At 38.6% G+C, this 20,098-nt stretch carries 20 protein-coding genes; 15 read left to right on the plus strand and 5 right to left on the minus strand.

Features of this window, described 5'->3' with window-relative positions:
* The coding region (locus tag LDK52_RS16535) for a hypothetical protein (RefSeq protein WP_277587043.1) at positions 1–282 on the plus strand (282 nt) is incomplete at its 5' end.
* 318 nt (positions 283–600) lie between these two features.
* A protein-coding gene (locus tag LDK52_RS16540) for an IS3 family transposase (RefSeq protein ID WP_277587044.1) occupies positions 601–1,742 on the plus strand; the annotation gives its coding sequence in 2 pieces (ribosomal slippage) (positions 601–889 and positions 889–1,742; 1,143 coding nt in all).
* A 47-nt stretch (positions 1,743–1,789) separates the two neighbouring features.
* Here the strand turns inward: LDK52_RS16540 and LDK52_RS16545 are convergent.
* The gene (locus LDK52_RS16545) at positions 1,790–2,728 is read right to left on the minus strand and encodes a catalase (protein WP_277587045.1); all 939 of its coding nucleotides are present in this window, start codon (positions 2,726–2,728) and stop codon (positions 1,790–1,792) included.
* Between the two features lie 375 nt (positions 2,729–3,103).
* On the opposite strand from LDK52_RS16545, the gene LDK52_RS16550 reads away from it, so the two are divergent.
* The 3 genes from LDK52_RS16550 (at position 3,104) to LDK52_RS16560 (ending at position 5,019) form a co-directional block, all read left to right on the plus strand.
* Complete coding sequence (locus LDK52_RS16550; RefSeq protein ID WP_277587046.1) at positions 3,104–3,682, plus strand: LemA family protein; 579 nt, start codon at positions 3,104–3,106, stop codon at positions 3,680–3,682.
* Entirely contained in the window at positions 3,682–4,494 is an 813-nt protein-coding gene (locus tag LDK52_RS16555) for a TPM domain-containing protein (protein WP_277587047.1), read from the plus strand. Before LDK52_RS16550 ends, LDK52_RS16555 begins: the two co-directional genes overlap by 1 nt.
* Before the next feature lie 78 nt (positions 4,495–4,572).
* Positions 4,573–5,019 (plus strand): GNAT family N-acetyltransferase, encoded by a 447-nt coding sequence (locus LDK52_RS16560; protein ID WP_277587048.1) that lies wholly within the window; start codon positions 4,573–4,575, stop codon positions 5,017–5,019.
* A gap of 66 nt (positions 5,020–5,085) precedes the next feature.
* Here LDK52_RS16560 and LDK52_RS16565 read toward each other — a convergent pair whose 3' ends face one another.
* Positions 5,086–6,243 (minus strand): hypothetical protein, encoded by a 1,158-nt coding sequence (locus tag LDK52_RS16565; protein ID WP_277587049.1) that lies wholly within the window; start codon positions 6,241–6,243, stop codon positions 5,086–5,088.
* Entirely contained in the window at positions 6,221–6,742 is a 522-nt protein-coding gene (locus tag LDK52_RS16570) for an RNA polymerase sigma factor (protein ID WP_277587050.1), read from the minus strand. The genes LDK52_RS16565 and LDK52_RS16570 overlap by 23 nt, the downstream gene beginning before the upstream one ends.
* Before the next feature lie 135 nt (positions 6,743–6,877).
* Here LDK52_RS16570 and LDK52_RS16575 point away from each other — a divergent pair, with 135 nt between their 5' ends.
* From LDK52_RS16575 to eno, 7 genes are all read left to right on the plus strand, one after another.
* Positions 6,878–7,108, plus strand: coding sequence for a glutaredoxin family protein (locus LDK52_RS16575; RefSeq protein ID WP_277587051.1), 231 nt, complete (start codon positions 6,878–6,880; stop codon positions 7,106–7,108).
* Positions 7,109–7,359: 251 nt separating this feature from the next.
* Positions 7,360–8,397, plus strand: coding sequence for a sugar-binding transcriptional regulator (locus LDK52_RS16580; RefSeq protein WP_277587052.1), 1,038 nt, complete (start codon positions 7,360–7,362; stop codon positions 8,395–8,397).
* Between the two features lie 12 nt (positions 8,398–8,409).
* Positions 8,410–9,417 carry a type I glyceraldehyde-3-phosphate dehydrogenase gene (gene gap, locus LDK52_RS16585; RefSeq protein ID WP_277587053.1) on the plus strand — a complete coding sequence of 336 codons (1,008 nt, stop codon included), beginning with the start codon at positions 8,410–8,412 and terminating at the stop codon, positions 9,415–9,417.
* Positions 9,418–9,711: 294 nt separating this feature from the next.
* On the plus strand, positions 9,712–10,878 hold the full coding sequence (locus tag LDK52_RS16590) for a phosphoglycerate kinase (RefSeq protein WP_407081831.1): 1,167 nt from the start codon (positions 9,712–9,714) through the stop codon (positions 10,876–10,878).
* Positions 10,879–10,893: 15 nt separating this feature from the next.
* Positions 10,894–11,655: a triose-phosphate isomerase gene (gene tpiA, locus LDK52_RS16595; RefSeq protein ID WP_277587055.1), complete on the plus strand. Its 762-nt coding sequence runs from the start codon at positions 10,894–10,896 to the stop codon at positions 11,653–11,655.
* Positions 11,648–13,186 (plus strand): 2,3-bisphosphoglycerate-independent phosphoglycerate mutase, encoded by a 1,539-nt coding sequence (gpmI, locus tag LDK52_RS16600; RefSeq protein ID WP_277587056.1) that lies wholly within the window; start codon positions 11,648–11,650, stop codon positions 13,184–13,186. Before tpiA ends, gpmI begins: the two co-directional genes overlap by 8 nt.
* 2 nt (positions 13,187–13,188) lie before the next feature.
* Positions 13,189–14,484 carry a phosphopyruvate hydratase gene (eno, locus tag LDK52_RS16605; protein WP_277587057.1) on the plus strand — a complete coding sequence of 432 codons (1,296 nt, stop codon included), beginning with the start codon at positions 13,189–13,191 and terminating at the stop codon, positions 14,482–14,484.
* Positions 14,485–14,584: 100 nt separating this feature from the next.
* Here eno and LDK52_RS16610 read toward each other — a convergent pair whose 3' ends face one another.
* Together LDK52_RS16610 and LDK52_RS16615 are read right to left on the minus strand one after the other, a co-directional pair.
* Positions 14,585–15,928: a GntP family permease gene (locus LDK52_RS16610; protein WP_277587058.1), complete on the minus strand. Its 1,344-nt coding sequence runs from the start codon at positions 15,926–15,928 to the stop codon at positions 14,585–14,587.
* A gap of 15 nt (positions 15,929–15,943) precedes the next feature.
* On the minus strand, positions 15,944–17,074 hold the full coding sequence (locus tag LDK52_RS16615) for a glycerate kinase (protein ID WP_277587059.1): 1,131 nt from the start codon (positions 17,072–17,074) through the stop codon (positions 15,944–15,946).
* A 130-nt stretch (positions 17,075–17,204) separates the two neighbouring features.
* Between LDK52_RS16615 and LDK52_RS16620 the strand changes: the two genes are divergently transcribed.
* The 3 genes from LDK52_RS16620 (at position 17,205) to LDK52_RS16630 (ending at position 20,079) form a co-directional block, all read left to right on the plus strand.
* The gene (locus LDK52_RS16620; RefSeq protein ID WP_277587060.1) at positions 17,205–18,284 is read left to right on the plus strand and encodes a CdaR family transcriptional regulator; all 1,080 of its coding nucleotides are present in this window, start codon (positions 17,205–17,207) and stop codon (positions 18,282–18,284) included.
* Positions 18,285–18,569: 285 nt separating this feature from the next.
* Positions 18,570–18,803, plus strand: a complete 234-nt coding sequence (secG, locus tag LDK52_RS16625; protein WP_277587061.1) for a preprotein translocase subunit SecG — start codon at positions 18,570–18,572, stop codon at positions 18,801–18,803.
* A gap of 529 nt (positions 18,804–19,332) precedes the next feature.
* Complete coding sequence (locus LDK52_RS16630; protein WP_277587062.1) at positions 19,333–20,079, plus strand: alpha/beta hydrolase; 747 nt, start codon at positions 19,333–19,335, stop codon at positions 20,077–20,079.
* Positions 20,080–20,098: the final 19 nt, after the last annotated feature.

Genomic DNA, 20,098 nt, shown 5'->3' on the forward strand with positions numbered 1-20,098 from the left:
TTTTTTTTTGGAAAAAAAATAATGGAGCCAAATTTAACCCAAACGCTCATCACAAAGATGCATACTTTAAAAAGAGTGTATTATAGAATGAGGAGTGAAGTTGATTGGTTTTACCATATGGAAATGAATGGCGAGAAGAAAGTCCGAATCATCATCATCAAGGCTATCCTAGGTATCCACATTATCCGCAGCATACACATTATCCATATTACCCGTTTTACCCATATTACCCGCAGCATCCACATTACCCGCATTACCAACCGTACCCATATTACCCAATGAATCAGGGATATGGCTATCCATGGTCTCATGGGAATTATGGTAGTCATGGACACGGTCACTCACAACATTAATCACGTAATTAGTTCCTTCTAATAGAAATGCCACTGCTCATATTTAAGTTGATTGCGTTTTGATATTGGATAACAAACAAGCCTCCAAGCTTGGAATATGAGTTCGATCCTCGCCGAAGGAATATAAAAAGCTGAGAAACACTCTTAACATAATAGGCACTGACCTAAACAAATGAGACAAATAAAAACACCTTTCGTTGAAAAACGGGTATACAATACCTAAATTCAATGCGGAGGTGTATTTTTTATGGTGACAAGAATCAGTTATCCTGTAGAAGTAAAGATGAAGGCTATTGAAATGCGATTGGCTAAGGTACCTGTAAAAGAAGTAATGGAAGAATTAAATATTCGAAACTATACGCAGTTGAAAACATGGATGAGATGGTATCGAAATGGAGAAATCCACCGGCTCCATCAACCAGTTGGTAAACAATATACCTTCGGTAAAGGACCAGAATATGAAAGTGAGACAGCCAAACTACAGGCAGAGAATAGGTATTTGAAACAGCAGATTGAAGTCTTAAAAAAGTACGAGGAATTGGAAAGGAAGTGGCGCCAAAAGTAGTCATTCAATTAGTCGAAGAATTAAAGGATATTATGCCAATTGGAGAGATTTGTCGTCATCTAGGTGTAGGTCGCTCATCCTACTATTGTTGGAGAAAGAATGCGGATCAATCCACACAAAAGGAGATTCGAGATCAGCAGATTGGCGATTTGTGCAAACAGCATAAGTTCCGATATGGTTATCGAAAAATTGCCGCTCTGTACCCAGGAGTTTGTATGAAGACTGTGCAGAGTATCATGCAAAAATATGGTTGGCAATGTCGAGTGAAGGTGAAGAAACGCAAGCGTACGGGACAGCCGGCATACGTTGCACAGAATTTATTGGCACGGGATTTTTCAGCATCTAAACCCTTGGAGAAGCTAGTAACGGATATTACGTACTTGCCTTATGGCCAATCCATGTTGTATCTTTCTAGTATTCTCGATGTCTACAATGGGGAAATTGTGGCGCAAACTATCGGTTTTAAACAAGATACCAATTTCATTTTGGACACGCTCCATCAATTGCCTGAGCTACCAGAAGGGTGTATTCTGCATAGTGACCAAGGTTCCGTTTATAAATCCTATGCTTATCAAAAAGCAGTCAAAGAAAAAGGAATTACCATGAGCATGTCCCGCAAAGGCACGCCAGCTGATAATTCCCCAATCGAAACGTTTCATTCCACGCTAAAGTCTGAAACGTTCTACCTCGACGGTATCTATCGCACAACGAATGCACGTGTGATACAAATCGTCGAAGAATACATTACTTATTATAACAATATCCGTATTCAAACGAAACTAAACAACCAATCGCCGGTTCATTACCGTCAATTGGCTGCATGATAGGGTGTTTTATTCCTGTCTCAAAAACGTTAGTCAGTGCCATATGTTTAGGGTGTTTTTTTGTTTTCTTTATTTCTTCTATCGTACGATACCGCATACGCCTCATGTCTAAAATGAAGAATTGGATCATCTGTTAACTCGATGCCTTTTCCAACAATAGTAGGGTCGAACAAGAGGCTTTCTGTTGGAAATATTTTATTCGTTATAGTAAGTTGACCTACTGAAACTTTTTGTCTGTCGGCAGGCCACACGTCGGTAGGATCATCTGTAAGATCGGTGTCCTCTGCTAATCGAATATATAATTCGAATGAGCTAACCCCTTTTTCGAGCCTTTTATCTAAATCCTCGCTCAAGTAATTGCTAGACAAATTAATGCTGCTAAAGATTGAAGGTGACTTATCCTCCTTCAATGGATGCCATTCGTATTTTATAGCTTGCCGCTTCCTTTCAGCATTTACGAAATAGAAAGCATGTATAGGGTAGTAATTTAAAGCTGCGTAACTTATAGGTGGTTGTTTTAGCTGTTCTTTTAGTGCGAGTAATGTGTTTTTTTGTTCCGGGAAGGTAGTGAGCAGTTGTGCAATACCTAGCCCTAAATCAATTGAATGTATGCCAGTTTTATGCGAGCCTAAAATCTTTAGCATTTCAACAAAGGTTTTTGGATCTTTCGTTATGAACATTGGGACGGTTGTACACACTTGGTGACTAGTAGATCCGTCAGGTTGATGAAAATGGATCGACATTCCTTTAGCGGGAGATAGGAAATCCGCGGCAGAAGGATCCGGTGGGCTATTAGAAAAACGGACTGTAGCAGGCACTGGTACTTGCTGTAGATGGGCTGCTATCGTATACGGAATTGCATTTCCATTTGGAGTAAAAGTAGCTTCATAAAATTCTCCTTTTGCATGAGCGCGACGATAACCAGGAAATTTCCCTTGAATTTGTTCTAATGCATGCACAGCATCTTGTGGTAGTGAATTACTCATCAAAATCACCTCGGTTTTTAGAATGAAAAGATAGATTACATTTTTATTATCATTCCCATTGTACAAATTCACTAAACAAGGACGCTGCCAAAATTTCAATATTCTTATAACCCTATCGTGCGCTTACTTGCGGAGCTGGATGGTTTACCGGCGGAGCAGAATGCTTTACTTGCTCTTAGTAACGATTTACTTGCGATCTTTTTTCATATACTGGCGTTCAATCGTTGTTTACTTGCGGAACGGAAAATTCATCCAATTTATTTGCATTCCTTAAGGTTTTGAAACTTAATGGACCTTATTCCGTAAATAATAATAGGTTTTGTATTTTCGATTTAAAGGTACAATAATACTATAATTAATAAAGAGGTGAGCGCGATGAAAAAATTACTAGTACCAATTATTATAATGATCGTAATTATTGCTATTATTGCAGGCATATTTATGACAAGCTATAACGGATTTGTAGACAAAGAAGAAAACGTAAATAATGCGTATGCGCAAGTGGAGAACCAATTGCAACGAAGAATGGATTTAATACCAAACTTAGTTAATACAGTGAAAGGTTTTGCAGCACATGAACAAGAGGTGCTTGGGAATATCGCGGATGCAAGGTCTAAATTGGCTGGAGCGGGATCACCCGCGGAACAAGCAGAGGCGAATGATGAATTATCAGGAGCTTTGAGCCGGTTATTAGTTGTTGTAGAGAATTATCCAGACCTTAAGGCAGATGCAAACTTTAGACAATTGATGGATGAGCTAGCTGGGACAGAAAATAGACTTTCTGTAGCAAGACAAGATTATAATACAGTTGTTGCGGATTACAATAAAAAGGTAAAACGTATGCCAGGAAGTATAGTAGCGTCTATGTTTGGCTTTGATGAGAAGGAATACTTCAAAGCAGCTGAAGGGGCAAAAGAAGCACCAGTAGTCGATTTTGAAGGAGCTGGAGAGTAATGAAGAAAAGTGCACGTGCCATCTCACTTGCGCTACTAATGACTCTACTATTCCCGTTCATAACGCACGCTAAATCTAATTATCCAGATGCAATTCCAGGAGAGCTATATGTCCAGGATTTCTATGATGTTCTTTCAGAAGAACAGGAGCAGGAAATTGAAGTGCTTGGACAAAACTTAGAAAATGCTACTGGTGCACAAATTGTTGTGATGACTGTCGAGTCCCTGGAAGGGCAGGATGTTGCAACATATGCGGTAGATGTGATGCGTGGATATGGAATTGGGGATAAAGAGAAGGATAATGGCGTCCTATTTATCCTGGAGATGGACCCTAACAAAGTCGGTGGTCGTGATGTTTATATTGGCGTCGGCTATGGTTTAGAGGGTGCTTTACCTGATGGAAAAGTTGGGAGAATATTAGATGAATACACATACCCATTTTTAGAGCAAGGGGATGCACCGGGGGCTATACTTTCAACTTATAAGCTTTTATATAATCAGGTTGCTACAGAATATGGTTGGGATGGTGAGTTGGCAACTCCACAGGAACCTTCTCCTCTTGCAGGTCCTATAGATGGTGGAATTTCTTTACCAAAGATTATCGTAGGCATAGTAGTTATTTATTTAATTATGAAGATGATGTCTGGAGGCGGTGGTGGTACCGGTTCGGGTAGAAGGCGTAATAGCACTAGAATGTTTGGTCCCGGAAGCTTCGGTGGTGGTTTAGGCGGAGGCGGAAGAAGTTCTGGTGGTGGCTTCGGAGGTTTTGGCGGCGGTAGCTCAGGTGGTGGAGGAGCAGGTCGCAAGTGGTAAATAGTAAATGAGAAAACATCCTAAATAGGGTGTTTTCTCATTTAAAATAGTATAGAAGCGGGAAATGGGTGATTTAGAATGAAACTAATAGAGATTAATAAGGATAATTGGTTGCGAACGGTTCTTTTGACTACTAATGAAGATGGGAAGGCGACCGTAGTAGAAAAATTTGTAGCCTCGAATGCGCTGTCTATTGTGCAATCGATTTACGAGACTGGTTGGACTGTTAGAGGCGTCGAAGTAGATGACAAGATTATAGGCTTCACGATGTATGGATTAGATGAAGATACTAAGAATTACTGGATATGCCGATTAATGATTGATTATACCTGTCAGGGGAAAGGCTACGGTAAAGAGGTTGTTCAGTTAATCTTAGACGAACTGAAACAGTTGGATGATTGTGAAACAATTTATCTATCAACAGAGCCGGACAATGAAGTAGCCATAAAACTATACGAAAGCGTCGGATTCCGAAAAACAGGCAATATCAATGAAGGGGAAGAAGAGTTTATATTGAAATTATGAGTAGATGAAGTTATTTAAGAGTGTAAATAAATTTGATAAAAAAACCAACAATTAGTTGGTTTTTTATTAATTTTCAGCGAATTCATCTAGCATCGCTTTAATTTTTTGATATATCTCAACATGAGGTTCTGTGGAGATGTCACCAAGAATTCCAAAATCATCACCTGGAGCGAACATCAGAACACCATCTACGTACAATGTAATAGTATACAATGTAGTTCTTAGATCAGTCTTGTTTGTTAGGTAAATATGATAATTATCCATTTCAGGAAGAGCTTTGGCCCTCTCGCCGCTTTCTTGCTCCGTTACTTCTTTTATAGGAAGATGTTCAAAGTTTTTCAAAATAGAATTTATTTTATTTTCATCAGAGGTACATCCAGATTTAAATTTTACTTTATCGTCTTGATCAGCCATACGACCATTGAAACAAATCGTATCGAAGGAAACATCAATAAACGGTGTTTTTACTTCCACATCATCTTCGACATATCCGTTAAAATTCTCTATTTTCTCACGAAGTTCTAAGCCTCCACCATCTTTAAGTCCATTATAGCTCCCGATTTTTCCAGGCTCTGATGTGGAAAAGATAAATTCTTCTCTTACTGTATGGGAAATTTTCTGTCCTTGGCTATTTGTTAAGGACACCTCTATGATAGGTCGATAGATATTGGGATGAGCTTTTTCTTGTACAATTTCGACATTTTCTAAACGCATTTCTATATTATTATCTATAAGATAATGATTGTATTTTAACACCAAATTCTCCGAAATCGAGTGTGTCAGCATATTCTCTGTAAAATATTCACCAAACGTAGTTTGATAATAATTCAAGAAGTCTTTGTTTTCCTTTGATTCCAAAAGTTGATTGTACTCCTCTTGGTTTTTCGTTTCCGTTGCGCTTTGTAAATTCCACCACTCGTTTAATAAGCGATTGATCTCCATATCAGGTCCATTATATTCTCTCTCTAATACAGCTTTTATGACTGCCTCATTTTTATTGGAATGAGCCGATTGCTCTGTCTCTAAGGGATTTATATAAGTAATGAGTAGAAACGAAGCAATAGCTATTATTGCTAATGAAATAAATACGGGAAAAATATTGCGTTTTTTCTTTGTTTCTATACGATCCTTTAAGGCTAGCCATGTATTACGCTTTGCTGCTTCTGAACGTTCCGCATCTTTCATTTTCCCAAAAAGTTCATTAAATTCTTTTGATGGATCCATTTGTATGACCTCCTTCTTTGTGAAACTCCTTTTTAAGCGCTACGAGTGCACGAGTCATTTTCATCTTTACTTTTGCTTCAGTCCATCTAAGAATATAGGCAGTTTCTTGAATAGAACATTCTTGTATCTTTCGCAGAACTAGGACCTCTTGATAGTCTTTTTTCAGTTTACTTAAGGAGTCATACATTTTAGCAAGCTGTTCCTTTTGTTCAAATAGACTCTCTGGGGATAGTGACTTTGTTTCTATATCGTGCCCTTTCTCGAAAGTGAAAAATTGTACGATCTTTTTCCTTCGAAAATAATCGTAGGTGACATTACGTGCTATTTTTAATAGCCAGGTGGTTGTTGAAGCCTGCTCATTAAAAGATTTTAGACCTTTATATGCTTTATAAAATGTTTCTTGTGTAAGATCCTCGGCACACTCTTTCTGACGGACAAGAAAGTAAATATAGCTATAAACTCTATCGCTGTGCTCTTTGTAAAGCTGTTCCATTTCCATCTTCTGACCTCCCCTTATTGCTATAGACGAACGGTTAAATAAAAAGTATCGCTTTTATTTTAACCTTTTTAGCGATTAACAACTTCAAAAAGATTATAATAAATAAAGCAAACGACTTATGAGAGGATGATATAAATGATTATTCATTTCTACACTAAACCGGGCTGTCATCTATGTGAGGATGCAAGGCTTATGCTGAAGCTTGTAAGAGAAGATGTTGCATTTGATATACATGAAGTAAATATTGAAGAAGATGATACTCTGCATGAAAAATATATGCTGATGATTCCGGTCATCGAATTGGAAGATAAAATTATACAATATGGGCAAGTAGATTACGTCACAATTTTGGAAGCATTGCTTTAATCGCAAGATACTCCGGCAGAATCGCAAATGAGTCGTCCCAAATCGCAAGATAGGGATGCTTAATCGTAACAACCAAACCCAGAATCGCAAGGTAAGATTTTTGAAATAATTTTGTTCACAAAAATCTCTCATATTCTTGCAATAGGGCATATAATATTGTAAGCTTAATTTAGAAATTATTTTTTTTAATTGATTGGGACAAAAAAGTAGGTAGTGGGACAAAAACGTCACATTAAGTTGGGATGCGAAAAATGAATTCGTTATTACAAGCTCAATTAAAGCTTTTGCCTGAGATGAGCATCTTGTTACAAAAAAGGTATCGAATACTCCAAACGATTCAATTGTCTCCAGGGTACGGTCGACGAGTAATTGGAGACCTTCTAGGATTATCAGAAAGAGAAACAAGAAAAGAATTAGACTTTTTACGCAATCAAGGATTTATCGAAATATCCAGAGATGGGGCAAGTATAACCTCTAGTGGAAATGATTTATTGATGGAGCTTAAAGAAGTTGTACGAGAATGGTCTGGTAGATTGGAACTCGAACGAACACTTGCGAGTTATTTAAATATAAAAGAAGTGATAATTGTTCCGGGAGATGTAGATACTAATTCAAATACTGCATTGCTTCAGTCACAAGAAGCAGCTAAATATTTGGAAAGCATTTTATCGGATGAGTCAATAATTGCTGTTACTGGTGGAACAACGATTGCTTCCATTTCAAATTACGTTAACCAAACGGATAAGTGGAAACGACTTTTATTTATAGCTGCAAGAGGTGGAGTAGGTAAGGATGTTAGGTTTCAAGCCAATACAATAGCCTCCCTATTTGCCAATAAAATGAGTGGTTCTTATCGAACGTTATATATGCCTGATAGTTTGAGTGAGGAAGCATACTCTGCGATGAAAAATGAGCCATTTATAAAAGAAATGATGGATTTCTATGAGCGAACTAATATTATCATTCACGGTATTGGGGATGCACTGGAGATGGCTAGCCGAAGAAATTCAAGTTTAGAAGAAATGCAACGCTTGAAAGAAATTGGTGCAGTTAGTGAAGCCTTTGGATATTACTTTAATAACCAAGGGGAAGCAGTACACAGAATTCGCACGATTGGGGTTCAACTAAAACAATTAGTAAATATGGAGCATCTTCTAGCTGTAGCTGGAGGCACTAAAAAAGCTAATGCTCTTTTATCATATTTTAAACAAGCACCAGCTCAAACGGTTTTAGTAACCGATGAAGGTGCAGCACAAGAAATGATGAAAATAATGGAACAAAACAACTAGGAGGAATTTAAAATGACAGTAAAATTAGCGATTAATGGTTTTGGACGTATTGGACGTAAAGTATTCAGAGAAGCTTTAGAACAAAAAGACTTAGAAGTAGTAGCAATCAATGATTTAACAGATGCGGCGATGCTAGCTCATTTATTGAAATATGATTCTGTTCATGGAATTTTCAATGCAGACGTTTCTTCTGAAGGAGATTACCTTATTGTAAACGGTAAAAACATTCGTGTGTTCGCTGAAAAGGATCCTTCCGCATTACCTTGGAAAGAGCAACAAGTAGATATCGTAATTGAATGTACAGGGATTTTCAGCACAATTGAAAAAGCTGGTAAGCATATCGAAGCCGGTGCTAAAAAAGTTATCCTTTCTGCTCCAGCAAAAGATAATATGCCTACATTTGTGATGGGTGTTAATGCGGATCAATACAATCCTGCAACAGACCACGTAGTATCAAATGCATCATGTACTACTAACTGTTTAGCGCCAGTAGCAAAAGTATTACAAGATCAATTCGGTATTAAACGTGGAATGATGACAACTATTCACTCTTATACAAATGACCAACGCATTCTAGACTTGCCGCATAGCGATTACCGTCGTGCACGTGCAGCAGCAGAATCTATGATACCTACAACAACAGGAGCAGCTGCAGCAGTAGCTAAAGTTCTTCCAGTGTTGAAAGGGAAATTAGATGGTATGGCAGTTCGTGTACCAACTCCAAACGTTTCCATTGTTGACTTTGTTGCTGAATTAGACAAAAACGTTACAGTAGAAGAGTTGAATGCAGCACTTAAAAAAGCGTCTGAAAACGAATTAAAAGGAATTATGGATTATAACGAAATTCCATTAGTTTCTAGAGACTATAACGGAAATACAGCTTCATCTACAGTAGATGGTCTTTCTACAATGGTACTTGGAGATAATTTAGTAAAAGTATTAGCATGGTATGACAACGAATCAGGATATTCAGCTCGTTGTATCGACCTAGCATTACTTATGGCTAGTAAAGGACTATAAGGTTTTCGTATTTGACTACGAAAAACACATAAGTTGAATGTGATTTTACGTGGCAAATCGATAGTATTACCTCTATAATGAAAGAGGGTAAAGGAGCCAGGGATTACCCCTAGCTCCTTTTTTTAGCAGAATATCTGTCTAGCTCCGGCACCTAGCACCTCGAGACGTTTCAGAATGACGGATAAAGGCAAAAGACGCCTTTACCGTCATTCTTCCAACGCTTCTCAGTGCTTGAATAGGCGCCTGCGCTTTTCAAAAAATAAGGAGGCTTATCTCATGAAGGTAAAACAAACAATGAGCGATGTGGCTTTACAAGGAAAACGTGTGTTTTGTCGTGTAGACTTCAACGTGCCAATGGAAGATGGGACTATTACGGATGATACAAGAATTCGTGCAGCACTACCAACGATCAATTATTTAATCGAACAGGGTGCGAAAGTGATTCTAGCAAGCCATATGGGACGACCTAAAGGTGAAGTGAAGGAAGATTTACGTTTGACTAAGGTTGGAGAGCATTTAGCAAAACTTTTGGATAAGCCAGTAAAAAAATTAGAGGAATCCATCGGAGAATCTGTAGAGCATACAGTTTCAGAAATGAAAGACGGAGACATTGTTCTATTGGAAAATGTCCGTTTCCATGCCGGTGAGGAAAAAAATGATGCAGAGCTTGCAAAATCCTTTGCAAAGCTTGCAGATGTCTTTGTAAATGATGCATTTGGTGCTGCGCATCGTGCACATGCTACGACAGAAGGTATCGCAAAACTACTTCCAGCTGTGTCAGGGCTTTTAATGCAAAAAGAGTTAGATGTATTAGGCAAAGCGTTAGCGGAGCCAGAGCGTCCATTTACTGCCATTATCGGTGGGGCAAAAGTAAAGGATAAAATCGGTGTGATCGATCATTTATTAGACAAAGTAGATAATATTATCATAGGTGGTGGCTTGTCGTATACATTTACGAAGGCGCAAGGCCATGAGATTGGAACATCTCTACTAGAAGAAGATAAAATCGAACTTGCGAGAGGCTTTATTGAAAAAGCAAAGGAAAAAGGTGTTTCTTTCTATTTGCCAGTTGATGTAGTAGTGGCGGATGAATTTTCAAAGGATGCTAATACAAAAGTTGTAAATATAACTGAGATCCCTTCTGATTGGATGGGATTAGATATTGGTCCAAAAACAAGAGAACTTTACGCGGATGTTATTAAAAATAGTAAGTTAATTATTTGGAATGGCCCTATGGGAGTATTCGAAATGGATGCTTTTGCAGAAGGTACAAAAGCTGTAGCAAATGCCATGGCTGAAACAGCTGGCTATACGATTATCGGAGGCGGCGATTCTGCAGCTGCTGTAGAAAAGTTCGACGTTGGCGAGAAGATGGATCATATTTCGACTGGTGGCGGTGCTTCCTTAGAGTTTATGGAAGGCAAGGATTTACCAGGAGTTTCTGCTTTAAACGATAAGTAATGGAGGAGATGTCATATGCGTAAACCAGTAATAGCAGGGAATTGGAAGATGTATAAAACACTTGCGGAGGCAAAGGAATTTGCACTTCAGTTAAAAGAACAGCAAGTGGATAGCACAAAGGTTGATGCAGTAATCTGTGCTCCAGCGCTATTTTTAGATCAGCTTGTTCAAGCGACAAAAGGTTCTTTCGTTTCTATAGGTGCACAAACGATGCACGAGGACAACGAGGGAGCATTCACTGGTGAAGTTAGTGGTCATCAGCTGCAGGACCTAGGAGTAGAATATGTTGTAATTGGTCACTCTGAACGCCGTCAATATTTCAATGAAACTGATGAAGCTGTCAATAATAAAGTAAAATCTGCTTTTGCAAATAAACTAACACCAATTATTTGTGTAGGTGAAACATTAGAACAGCGTGAAAAAAATGAAACTGAAACGATCGTTTCCAACCAAGTAATGGCAGCAATTGAAGGATTAACAGAGGAACAACTAATCCATTCCATTATTGCGTATGAACCTATTTGGGCGATTGGAACTGGCAAAACGGCTACTGCAGATGATGCAAATGACGTATGCCAAGCCATTCGTGAAACTATTCTAGATGGGTACGGAGAAGAAGTGGCGAGTAGTGTACGCATCCAATACGGCGGTAGTGTGAAACCGGAAAATATTGTAGAGCTTCTTTCTAAGGAGCATATTGACGGTGCGCTAGTAGGAGGAGCAAGCTTACAAGTAGATTCTTTTGTAAAATTATTGGAGGCTGGTGCAAATGCCTAAAAGTCCAGTAGCACTAATCATTCTTGATGGGTTCGGATTGCGTTATGAAACCTTTGGTAATGCAGTTGCTCAAGCAAACAAACCTAATTTTGATCGATATTGGAGCGACTTTCCGAATGCAACATTGACGGCCTCTGGAGAAGCAGTTGGCTTACCAGAAGGTCAAATGGGTAATTCAGAGGTTGGTCATTTGAATATTGGTGCAGGCAGAGTCGTCTATCAAAACCTAACTCGCATTCACAAGTCCATTCGTGAAGGTGAATTTTTCTTAGAGCCTAAGCTTTTAGCTGCAATTGACTATGTGAAGCGAACAGGCGGGAAATTACACTTAATGGGTTTACTTTCGGACGGTGGCGTTCATAGTCACTATACGCATTTATTTGCTTTATTGAAGCTCGCAAAAGCACAAGGGCTGGAAGACGTGTTTGTCCATGGTTTTTTGGATGGACGCGACGTAGGTCCTCGAACTTCAATTGGTTATATAGCAGAAACAGAGCAACAAATGAAGGATATCGGGATAGGGAAATTTGCATCCATTAGTGGTAGATACTATGCAATGGACCGCGATCGACGCTGGGAGAGAGTTCTACTAGCATATAAAGCTATAGTGGATGGCTTAGGTAAAACTGCAGAATCGGCATCAGCTGGTATTTTAGCTTCCTATGAAGAGGATATTGTAGATGAATTTGTTGTTCCTTTCGTTATTGAGGAAGATGGAAAGCCTGCTGTAACGATTGATACGAATGATGCGGTTATATTCTTTAATTTCCGTCCGGACCGTGCTATTCAATTATCGTTGGCCCTAAACACGCCATCATTTGATAGTCTACCTTTAAGCGACAAACATCCAACGAATTTAAAGTTTGTAACGTTTACCCATTATAGTGATGATGTGGTGGCAGATGTGGTGTTCGACAAGGCGGATCTCTACAATACCGTTGGGGAAATTCTTTCAAAACATGGGAAAACACAATTACGTATTGCTGAGACGGAGAAATATCCGCATGTAACATTCTTCATGAGTGGTGGCAGAGAAGCTACCTTCCCCGGAGAAGAGCGAATACTTATCAATTCACCAAAAGTTGCTACATATGACTTGCAACCTGAGATGAGCGCTTATGAAGTTACGGATGCTCTGTTGGATGCAATTGCAAATGATCGATTTGATGCAATCATCTTAAACTTTGCTAACCCCGATATGGTGGGACATAGTGGAATGCTAGAACCGACGATTAAAGCTATTGAAGTAGTTGACGATTGTTTGGGTAAGGTGGTCGATGCAATTTTAGCTAAGGGTGGACATGCAATTATTACAGCGGATCACGGTAATTCTGATGAAGTAACAACGATGGAAGGGCAGCCAATGACAGCCCATACGACAAATCCTGTTCCAGTGATTGTCACAACGAAAAACACAACCCTGAGAAGTGACGGAATTTTAGCCGATTTGGCTCCAACCATGTTACACTTATTAGGGATAGAAACACCGCCTGAAATGACAGGTAAAACACTAATCGAAACGGAGAGTTAAAAATGCCAATTATTACTCAAATTCAAGCACGTGAAGTATTAGATTCACGCGGTAATCCGACAGTAGAAGTTGAAGTATTTACAGAAAGCGGTGGATTTGGACGCGCAATCGTTCCGTCTGGTGCATCTACTGGTGAATATGAAGCAGTAGAACTTCGTGATGGTGACAAGTCAAGATATCAAGGCAAAGGTGTTTTAAAAGCAATTGAAAATGTGAACAACATTATCGCAGCTGAACTAGAAGAAAACTTCTCCGTATTGGATCAGGTAGAAATTGACCATGCAATGATCGAATTAGACGGAACTGAAAATAAAGGAAATTTAGGTGCGAACGCAATTCTTGGCGTATCCATCGCAGTTGCACATGCAGCAGCAGATTACTTAGAAATTCCACTTTATCAATACTTAGGTGGTTTCAACGCGAAACAATTACCAGTGCCGATGATGAACATTGTAAATGGTGGAGAACATGCGGATAATAACGTGGATATCCAAGAATTTATGGTAATGCCAGTAGGCGCAGAAACATTCCGCCATGCATTACGTATGGGTGCTGAAATTTTCCATAGCTTAAAATCAGTATTAAAAGAAGCAGGCTTAAACACAGCAGTTGGAGATGAAGGTGGATTTGCACCTAACTTGAAATCTAACGAAGAAGCTCTTTCTACAATTATGACTGCAATTGAAAAAGCAGGTTATAAACCAGGAGAAGATGTACTTCTTGCTATGGACGTTGCGGCTTCTGAGCTTTTCAACAAAGAAGATGGCAAATACCACTTATCTGGTGAAGGCGTCGTGAAAACTTCGGAAGAAATGGTTGCTTGGTATGAAGAGCTTTGCGAAAAATACCCAATCATCTCAATCGAAGACGGCTTAGACGAAAATGACTGGGCTGGTCATAAGCTTTTAACAGAGCGTTTAGGTAAAAAAGTACAATTAGTTGGCGATGATCTTTTCGTAACGAATACGAAAAAATTAGCACAAGGAATTGAACAAGGTATAGCTAACTCTATTCTTGTAAAAGTAAACCAAATTGGTACACTTACAGAAACATTTGATGCAATTGAAATGGCAAAACGCGCTGGTTATACAGTAGTTATCTCTCACCGTTCTGGTGAATCAGAGGATGTAACAATTGCAGATATCGCTGTTGCAACAAACGCTGGCCAAATCAAAACTGGTGCACCATCTCGTTCAGACCGTGTAGCAAAATACAATCAATTACTTCGTATTGAAGATCAGTTATACGATACTGCTCAATACCTAGGCAAAGAAACATTCTATAACTTAAAAAAATAATGAAACAAAGCAGTTAGCGAAAGTTGCTAACTGCTTTTTAATTGATAAATAGGAAACACCACTTATTCCTTATAAAAAGGAGGAAGTGGTGTTTTATTATTTATACAAATATCAACCAAAGGAGCATAGTGACAATAATTGTTGTAACACCTTGTAGTAAGGTAGCCATTGTTTGTGCCTTGTATGCATCAGTTACTTTCATTCCACTAAATTGTGTAACTACCCAGAAGTAGCTGTCATTTACATGGCTGACTGTCATTGCACCTGCTCCTATAGCCATAACCACTAATGCTAATGGCAGTGCTCCTTCAATACCTAATGTAGGCAGCATTGGAGCTATAAGCGAAGATGTTATAACGAGTGAAGCTGTAGAAGACCCTTGCGCCGTTTTAAGTGCCGCTGCTATTAAAAACGGTACTAATAGGAATAATGCTCCTGTTGATAGAGCACCTAAATCCATCTTTTGCAAAAGCTCGGCAACACCAGAATTCTTGATGACTGTACCGAATGATCCACCAGCACCTGTTATTAATAGAATTGGGGCTGCTTCTTTTAACGCATCACCAATCCAGCCAGACAATGTTTTTTCACTAATTTCGGGCAATAATAAGAAGGCTGAAAATACACCCAATATTAACGCAACAGTTGGTGCGCCTAAGAATTGTAAGAAATGTGTAAAGCCTGATTCGCTACCTGTTAAAGCAGCGACTGAACCAATTCCGATCAGCGCTATAGGTAAAACGATTGGAAGGAATGATTTGAATGTGGATGGCATTTTACCAAATGATTTGATAATTTCATCATAGTCAAGTGCCTCTTCCTGATCCGCTTCTACATCAATTTTTGTCCCTACTTTTACCGCCCAAATATAGCCTACTATAACTGCAGGAATTGCTACAAATAGGCCAACTAAAATGATTGTTCCTAAATAGTCTGAAGCTCCGATATTACCAGCGGCCGCTATTGGCCCTGGAGTTGGTGGAACTAATGTATGTGTCGCATATAACCCAGTTGATAAAGCGACAGCCATTGAAGCAACTTTTACTTTGGAACGCTTCGCTAAAGACTTCATTAAACTCGATAGAATAATAAATCCAGAATCACAAAATACAGGAATTGACACGATATATCCGATAATTGACATGGCAAGTTGTGGGCGTTTTTCACCTAAAACTCGAAGTACAACCTCTGCCATACGATAAGCAGCACCGGATTTTTCTAAAATAACGCCTATAATTGTACCTGCAACGATGACAATACCGATATTCGTCATCAGTCCACCGAAACCAGTATTTACATTTTCGACTACTGTAAGTAATGGCATCCCTGAAGCAATACCCACGAAAAAGGCACTAATCAGTAATGCTAAAAATGGGTGAAGCTTGAACACAGCCGTTAAGACTACAACTAAGATGACTCCAATTAATATGACTAAAAGTAACACATGACACACCCCTTTTTATTTTTGTAATAACTTAAACATGGTTTCTTTTGTTCTAATCCCTAAATAATGTTCCGCATGTTCAATCGACTCCTGTTGCGAAACAGAGTCATCCGTAACACTAACTAATAAATCGAAATAAGAAGATAATGCCAAAATACTATCTGACGCTATGAGCCCGGATATTAAAATGACTGCGATATTCTTAGCTTTAGCTACACTCGCAATGCCCATTGGCGCTTTTCCAGAAAGGGTTTGAAGATCAGATTTCCCCTCCCCCGTAATAATAAAATCTGCATACTCGATTTCTTGATGAAAATTAACAGCTTCCATGATAACTTCAATACCAGGTTTTAATGTGACTGGAAAAAACGCTAAAAATGCACCTCCAAGTCCGCCTGCTGCCCCTGCCCCTGGACGATTATGAAGGGCTATCCCTGTTAAGCTCTCTATCTTATTTGCTAGGTTTGCTAGATTTCTATCTATTGATGCCACCTGCTCAGGTGTAACGCCTTTTTGAGGTCCGAAAATAGCTGTAGCTCCATTTGGCCCTATTAAAGGATTATCTACATCGCATGCAATAACGAAGTGAGAATCTGCTATACGCAAGTCGAATTCAGTTGCATCAATTTCATGAAGTGACTGCAGTGATTCTGCCCCCTGAGATATTTCTTCTCCAACTCCATTACGAAATTTCATCCCAAGCGCTCTCAACATTCCAGTGCCGCCATCATTCGTAGCACTTCCTCCAATGCCAATAACAAATTTTCGATATCCTTCGTCTAATGCATGTCGGATTAACTCACCTGTCCCAAAAGTAGATGCGATAAGCGGATTTCTTTCATGGTCTAATAAAAGAGTTAGCCCCGATGCTTTAGCCATCTCAATGACGCATGTTTCCCCGTCTCCAAGAATTCCGTACTCCACCCGAATAGAACGCCCAATTGGATCCTTTACCTCCACCAAAACTAGTTTTCCTTTTGTTGCAGAGATAAGTGGCTCTAAAGTTCCTTCCCCTCCATCTGCAACAGGTAGTAGTACAGTTTCAATTGTTGAATCGAATTCCTTTATACTTCTAACTATTACCTGCCCAGCCTCTGTTGCTGTTAATGATCCTTTAAAAGAATCAGGACTGACAACGATTTTCACTATAATACCTCCATTCAATAAAGCGCTTACATAGAATTATAGTGATAGTTTAAAGGAAATACATTATACTTAGTGTATAAATTATCTGTATTATAACAGTGCGTTTTTTATACTTCCTGGAGGTTCTACTATGATTACAAAACAGCTTGCCGAACAAATTGTTGATCAAACAATGTTGCGACTTCAACGTAATATTAACGTTATGCAAACAAACGGTATGATCTTAGCTTCGGGTGACCTATTGCGCGTCGAAAGTATTCATGAAGGTGCTTTAATAGTTGCTCAAACGAAAAAGCCCTTTTGGATTACAGAACAGAACAAACATTTATATCCAAAGACAAAGCCTGGTATAAATTTACCTATTCTCTATCAAAATGATTTGGTAGGGGTCATAGGCATCACAGGAGATCCTGAACAAATAGAAGAAATTGCTACGCTCGTACAACTTACAACCGAAATGATGGTTCATCAAGCACTGATTGTATCGGAACGAGATTGGAAACGAAAAATGCAAGAGATGATTTTTCTAGAGCTAATGAACAACCAAGTCATACAAAAGGTTATGTTCGAAAGAATGACAAAGATAGGTTTTTCACTGAAACCTCCCTTTTACGCATGGGTTATTGAACTTAATCCAGAATCAATTTCATATCAAACTATTGTGCAAGACCTGGAACATTTTTTTCAAAACGACTCGATCATACTAGGACACTATCAACTGCACGAACATTTTATCCTTATTTCCGAGATGGAAGAAAAAGAAATGAAAAAGAAATTAACTATGCTATGCCCTAAGTTGAAAAAGTATAAAACCCTTCGAATAGGGGTCGGGCAAGTGGTAGAAACACTTGATAGTATTCACTACGCCTATGAAACTGCGAAGGTAGCTTTACAATACGGTGACCCGAAAAAAGTTATCGTGTATTTTGAAGACGTTGAACTATATTCTTTATTCAAAAAGAGAGATTCATCTGAGGTGCAGCACTTTACGAACCGTATGTTAAAAGGATTAAATGAAAAGCTACTTCATACATTACAAGAGTATTTCAACTGCAACCAACAGCTTGCAGTATGTGCGGAGACATTAGAAATTCATAGACATACCTTGACCTATCGTTTAAACAAGATATGTGAAATAACCGGTTATAATCCATCCGTTCTACAGGATGCTATAACCTTACAAATTGCATTATGGTTAAAGAAGGATTGAATATTTCACTAAGAAAAGTCGGGCAAGAAGATAGGACGACCTATGTAAATTCCTTTATACTGAATTTTTGATTTCTGGCATGCTCACTTCTTTACCTAAATAAAAACCCAAGCTCTTAGGGGTTATTGAGGAACGCAAGTAACTGTCATTCCAAAGCAGGTAAAAAATCTTCTATCGTAAAATATCTAGATTTTCAAACTAAATATTTTACGATAGGTTGTCAATGTTCTTGTTTTTTGGTAAAATTATATATATTGTGAACGTTCTTATCAGGAGGTGGAATAAATGCACGCATTATTAATGACTTTACTTGTCATCGTAGCGATCGCATTAATCGTTGTTGTATTGTTACAATCAGGGAAAAGTGCTGGTCTATCAGGAGCCATCTCTGGTGGAGCTGAACAACTTTTTGGAAAACAAAAAGCTCGAGGTATGGACTTAGTCTTACATAGAGTAACGATTGTACTAGCAACTCTATTTTTTATATTGACTATTGCCGTAACTAAATTTACATCCTAGTTTAATAATAGGATAATTTATTCTGGCGAGCGTATTATACACCAAAGCCTTTTTGATTATAAAACAGATGCGAACCGCCTGACCGACTTCTGATTGGTTAGGCGTTTTCTTTTAACTAAAATAGTTTATACATATTTCAATTGCTAATAAAAGTAGTTATAAAATTGTTGATTTCCGCTTCAGGCGGACGCTTTCCGTGGGCACGGCTTCAATCTCCTCGGGTCTACAGGATGTAGATCACGAAGGCGTTGCGATGGCGATGTGGCGTACTTAGCCTTTGTCCCTTGTGTACGTTCCTGTGGGGCTTTCAGCTCGCGCTATTCCCGCTGGAGTCGCCACCTTACGCTCAATTCAACGAGATCTGCTTAATAACGAACGATTATATAAATATTTGTGTTTTATTCTTAAAATGAGTATTAATTACATTACATATGAAATATAAGGCATTATTCGGGCATAATAAGCTAATTAGTGAAATAATTAGTATGGTAAATAATGCATAAGTTTATTATTGATGGAGGTTTTACATATGCGAATTTCAACTCCTAAGCCATTCTTCTTTGAAGCTGGAAAACGTGCCGTATTGCTACTTCATGGTTTTACAGGGAATTCCTCAGATGTTCGTATGCTTGGACGTTTTTTAGAAAAAAATGGGTATACATCATTAGCACCTCATTATAAAGGACATGGCGTGCCACCAGAAGAATTACTGAAAACAGGTCCACAGGACTGGTGGAAAGATGTCATGCAAGGATATGACAGTTTAAAATCAGAAGGTTATGAGGAAATTGCAGTTGCTGGGCTTTCACTTGGAGGAGTATTCTCCCTAAAGTTAGGGTATACAGTACCTGTAAAAGGAATTGTCACGATGTGCTCACCGATGACGATGAGAACAACTGATATTATGTTTGAAGGTGTACTAAAATACGCAAAAGAATATAAAAAATATGAAGGAAAATCCGAACAGCAAATAGAAGAAGAAGTAGAGGCTATTCGACAAACGCCGATGGAGACATTGGCTGAGCTAAGAGAGTTTGTTTACAATGTCCGTGAGCATGTAGATCATGTGTATGCTCCATTACTAGTAACTCAAGGGAAAAAAGATAAGGTTATCGATATTACTTCTGCTGATTATATATATGAACAGGCTGAATCCTTTGAGAAGAGCCTAAATTGGTATGAAAATTCAGGACATGTCATCACACTTGGTACAGAAAAAGAACAATTGCATGAAGATATATTAAACTTTTTAGAGTCGCTTGATTGGAATGTGTAAAACAGTCCAAAACTGCACA

The sequence above is a fragment of the Psychrobacillus antarcticus genome, assembly GCF_029533155.1.
Classification (GTDB): domain Bacteria; phylum Bacillota; class Bacilli; order Bacillales_A; family Planococcaceae; genus Psychrobacillus; species Psychrobacillus antarcticus.

Bases quoted from the DNA above. Each gene is read 5' to 3' on its own strand.
- LDK52_RS16575 (WP_277587051.1), top strand. From the start codon at position 6,878: ATGATTATTCATTTCTACACTAAACCGGGCTGTCATCTATGTGAGGAT.
- gap (WP_277587053.1), top strand. From the start codon at position 8,410: ATGACAGTAAAATTAGCGATTAATGGTTTTGGACGTATTGGACGTAAA.
- LDK52_RS16545 (WP_277587045.1), bottom strand. From the start codon at position 2,728: ATGAGTAATTCACTACCACAAGATGCTGTGCATGCATTAGAACAAATT.
- LDK52_RS16550 (WP_277587046.1), top strand. From the start codon at position 3,104: ATGAAAAAATTACTAGTACCAATTATTATAATGATCGTAATTATTGCT.
- LDK52_RS16590 (WP_407081831.1), top strand. From the start codon at position 9,712: ATGAGCGATGTGGCTTTACAAGGAAAACGTGTGTTTTGTCGTGTAGAC.
- gpmI (WP_277587056.1), top strand. From the start codon at position 11,648: ATGCCTAAAAGTCCAGTAGCACTAATCATTCTTGATGGGTTCGGATTG.
- LDK52_RS16565 (WP_277587049.1), bottom strand. From the start codon at position 6,243: ATGGATCCATCAAAAGAATTTAATGAACTTTTTGGGAAAATGAAAGAT.
- LDK52_RS16580 (WP_277587052.1), top strand. From the start codon at position 7,360: ATGAATTCGTTATTACAAGCTCAATTAAAGCTTTTGCCTGAGATGAGC.
- eno (WP_277587057.1), top strand. From the start codon at position 13,189: ATGCCAATTATTACTCAAATTCAAGCACGTGAAGTATTAGATTCACGC.
- LDK52_RS16560 (WP_277587048.1), top strand. From the start codon at position 4,573: ATGAAACTAATAGAGATTAATAAGGATAATTGGTTGCGAACGGTTCTT.
- secG (WP_277587061.1), top strand. From the start codon at position 18,570: ATGCACGCATTATTAATGACTTTACTTGTCATCGTAGCGATCGCATTA.
- LDK52_RS16555 (WP_277587047.1), top strand. From the start codon at position 3,682: ATGAAGAAAAGTGCACGTGCCATCTCACTTGCGCTACTAATGACTCTA.
- LDK52_RS16630 (WP_277587062.1), top strand. From the start codon at position 19,333: ATGCGAATTTCAACTCCTAAGCCATTCTTCTTTGAAGCTGGAAAACGT.
- tpiA (WP_277587055.1), top strand. From the start codon at position 10,894: ATGCGTAAACCAGTAATAGCAGGGAATTGGAAGATGTATAAAACACTT.
- LDK52_RS16570 (WP_277587050.1), bottom strand. From the start codon at position 6,742: ATGGAAATGGAACAGCTTTACAAAGAGCACAGCGATAGAGTTTATAGC.
- LDK52_RS16620 (WP_277587060.1), top strand. From the start codon at position 17,205: ATGATTACAAAACAGCTTGCCGAACAAATTGTTGATCAAACAATGTTG.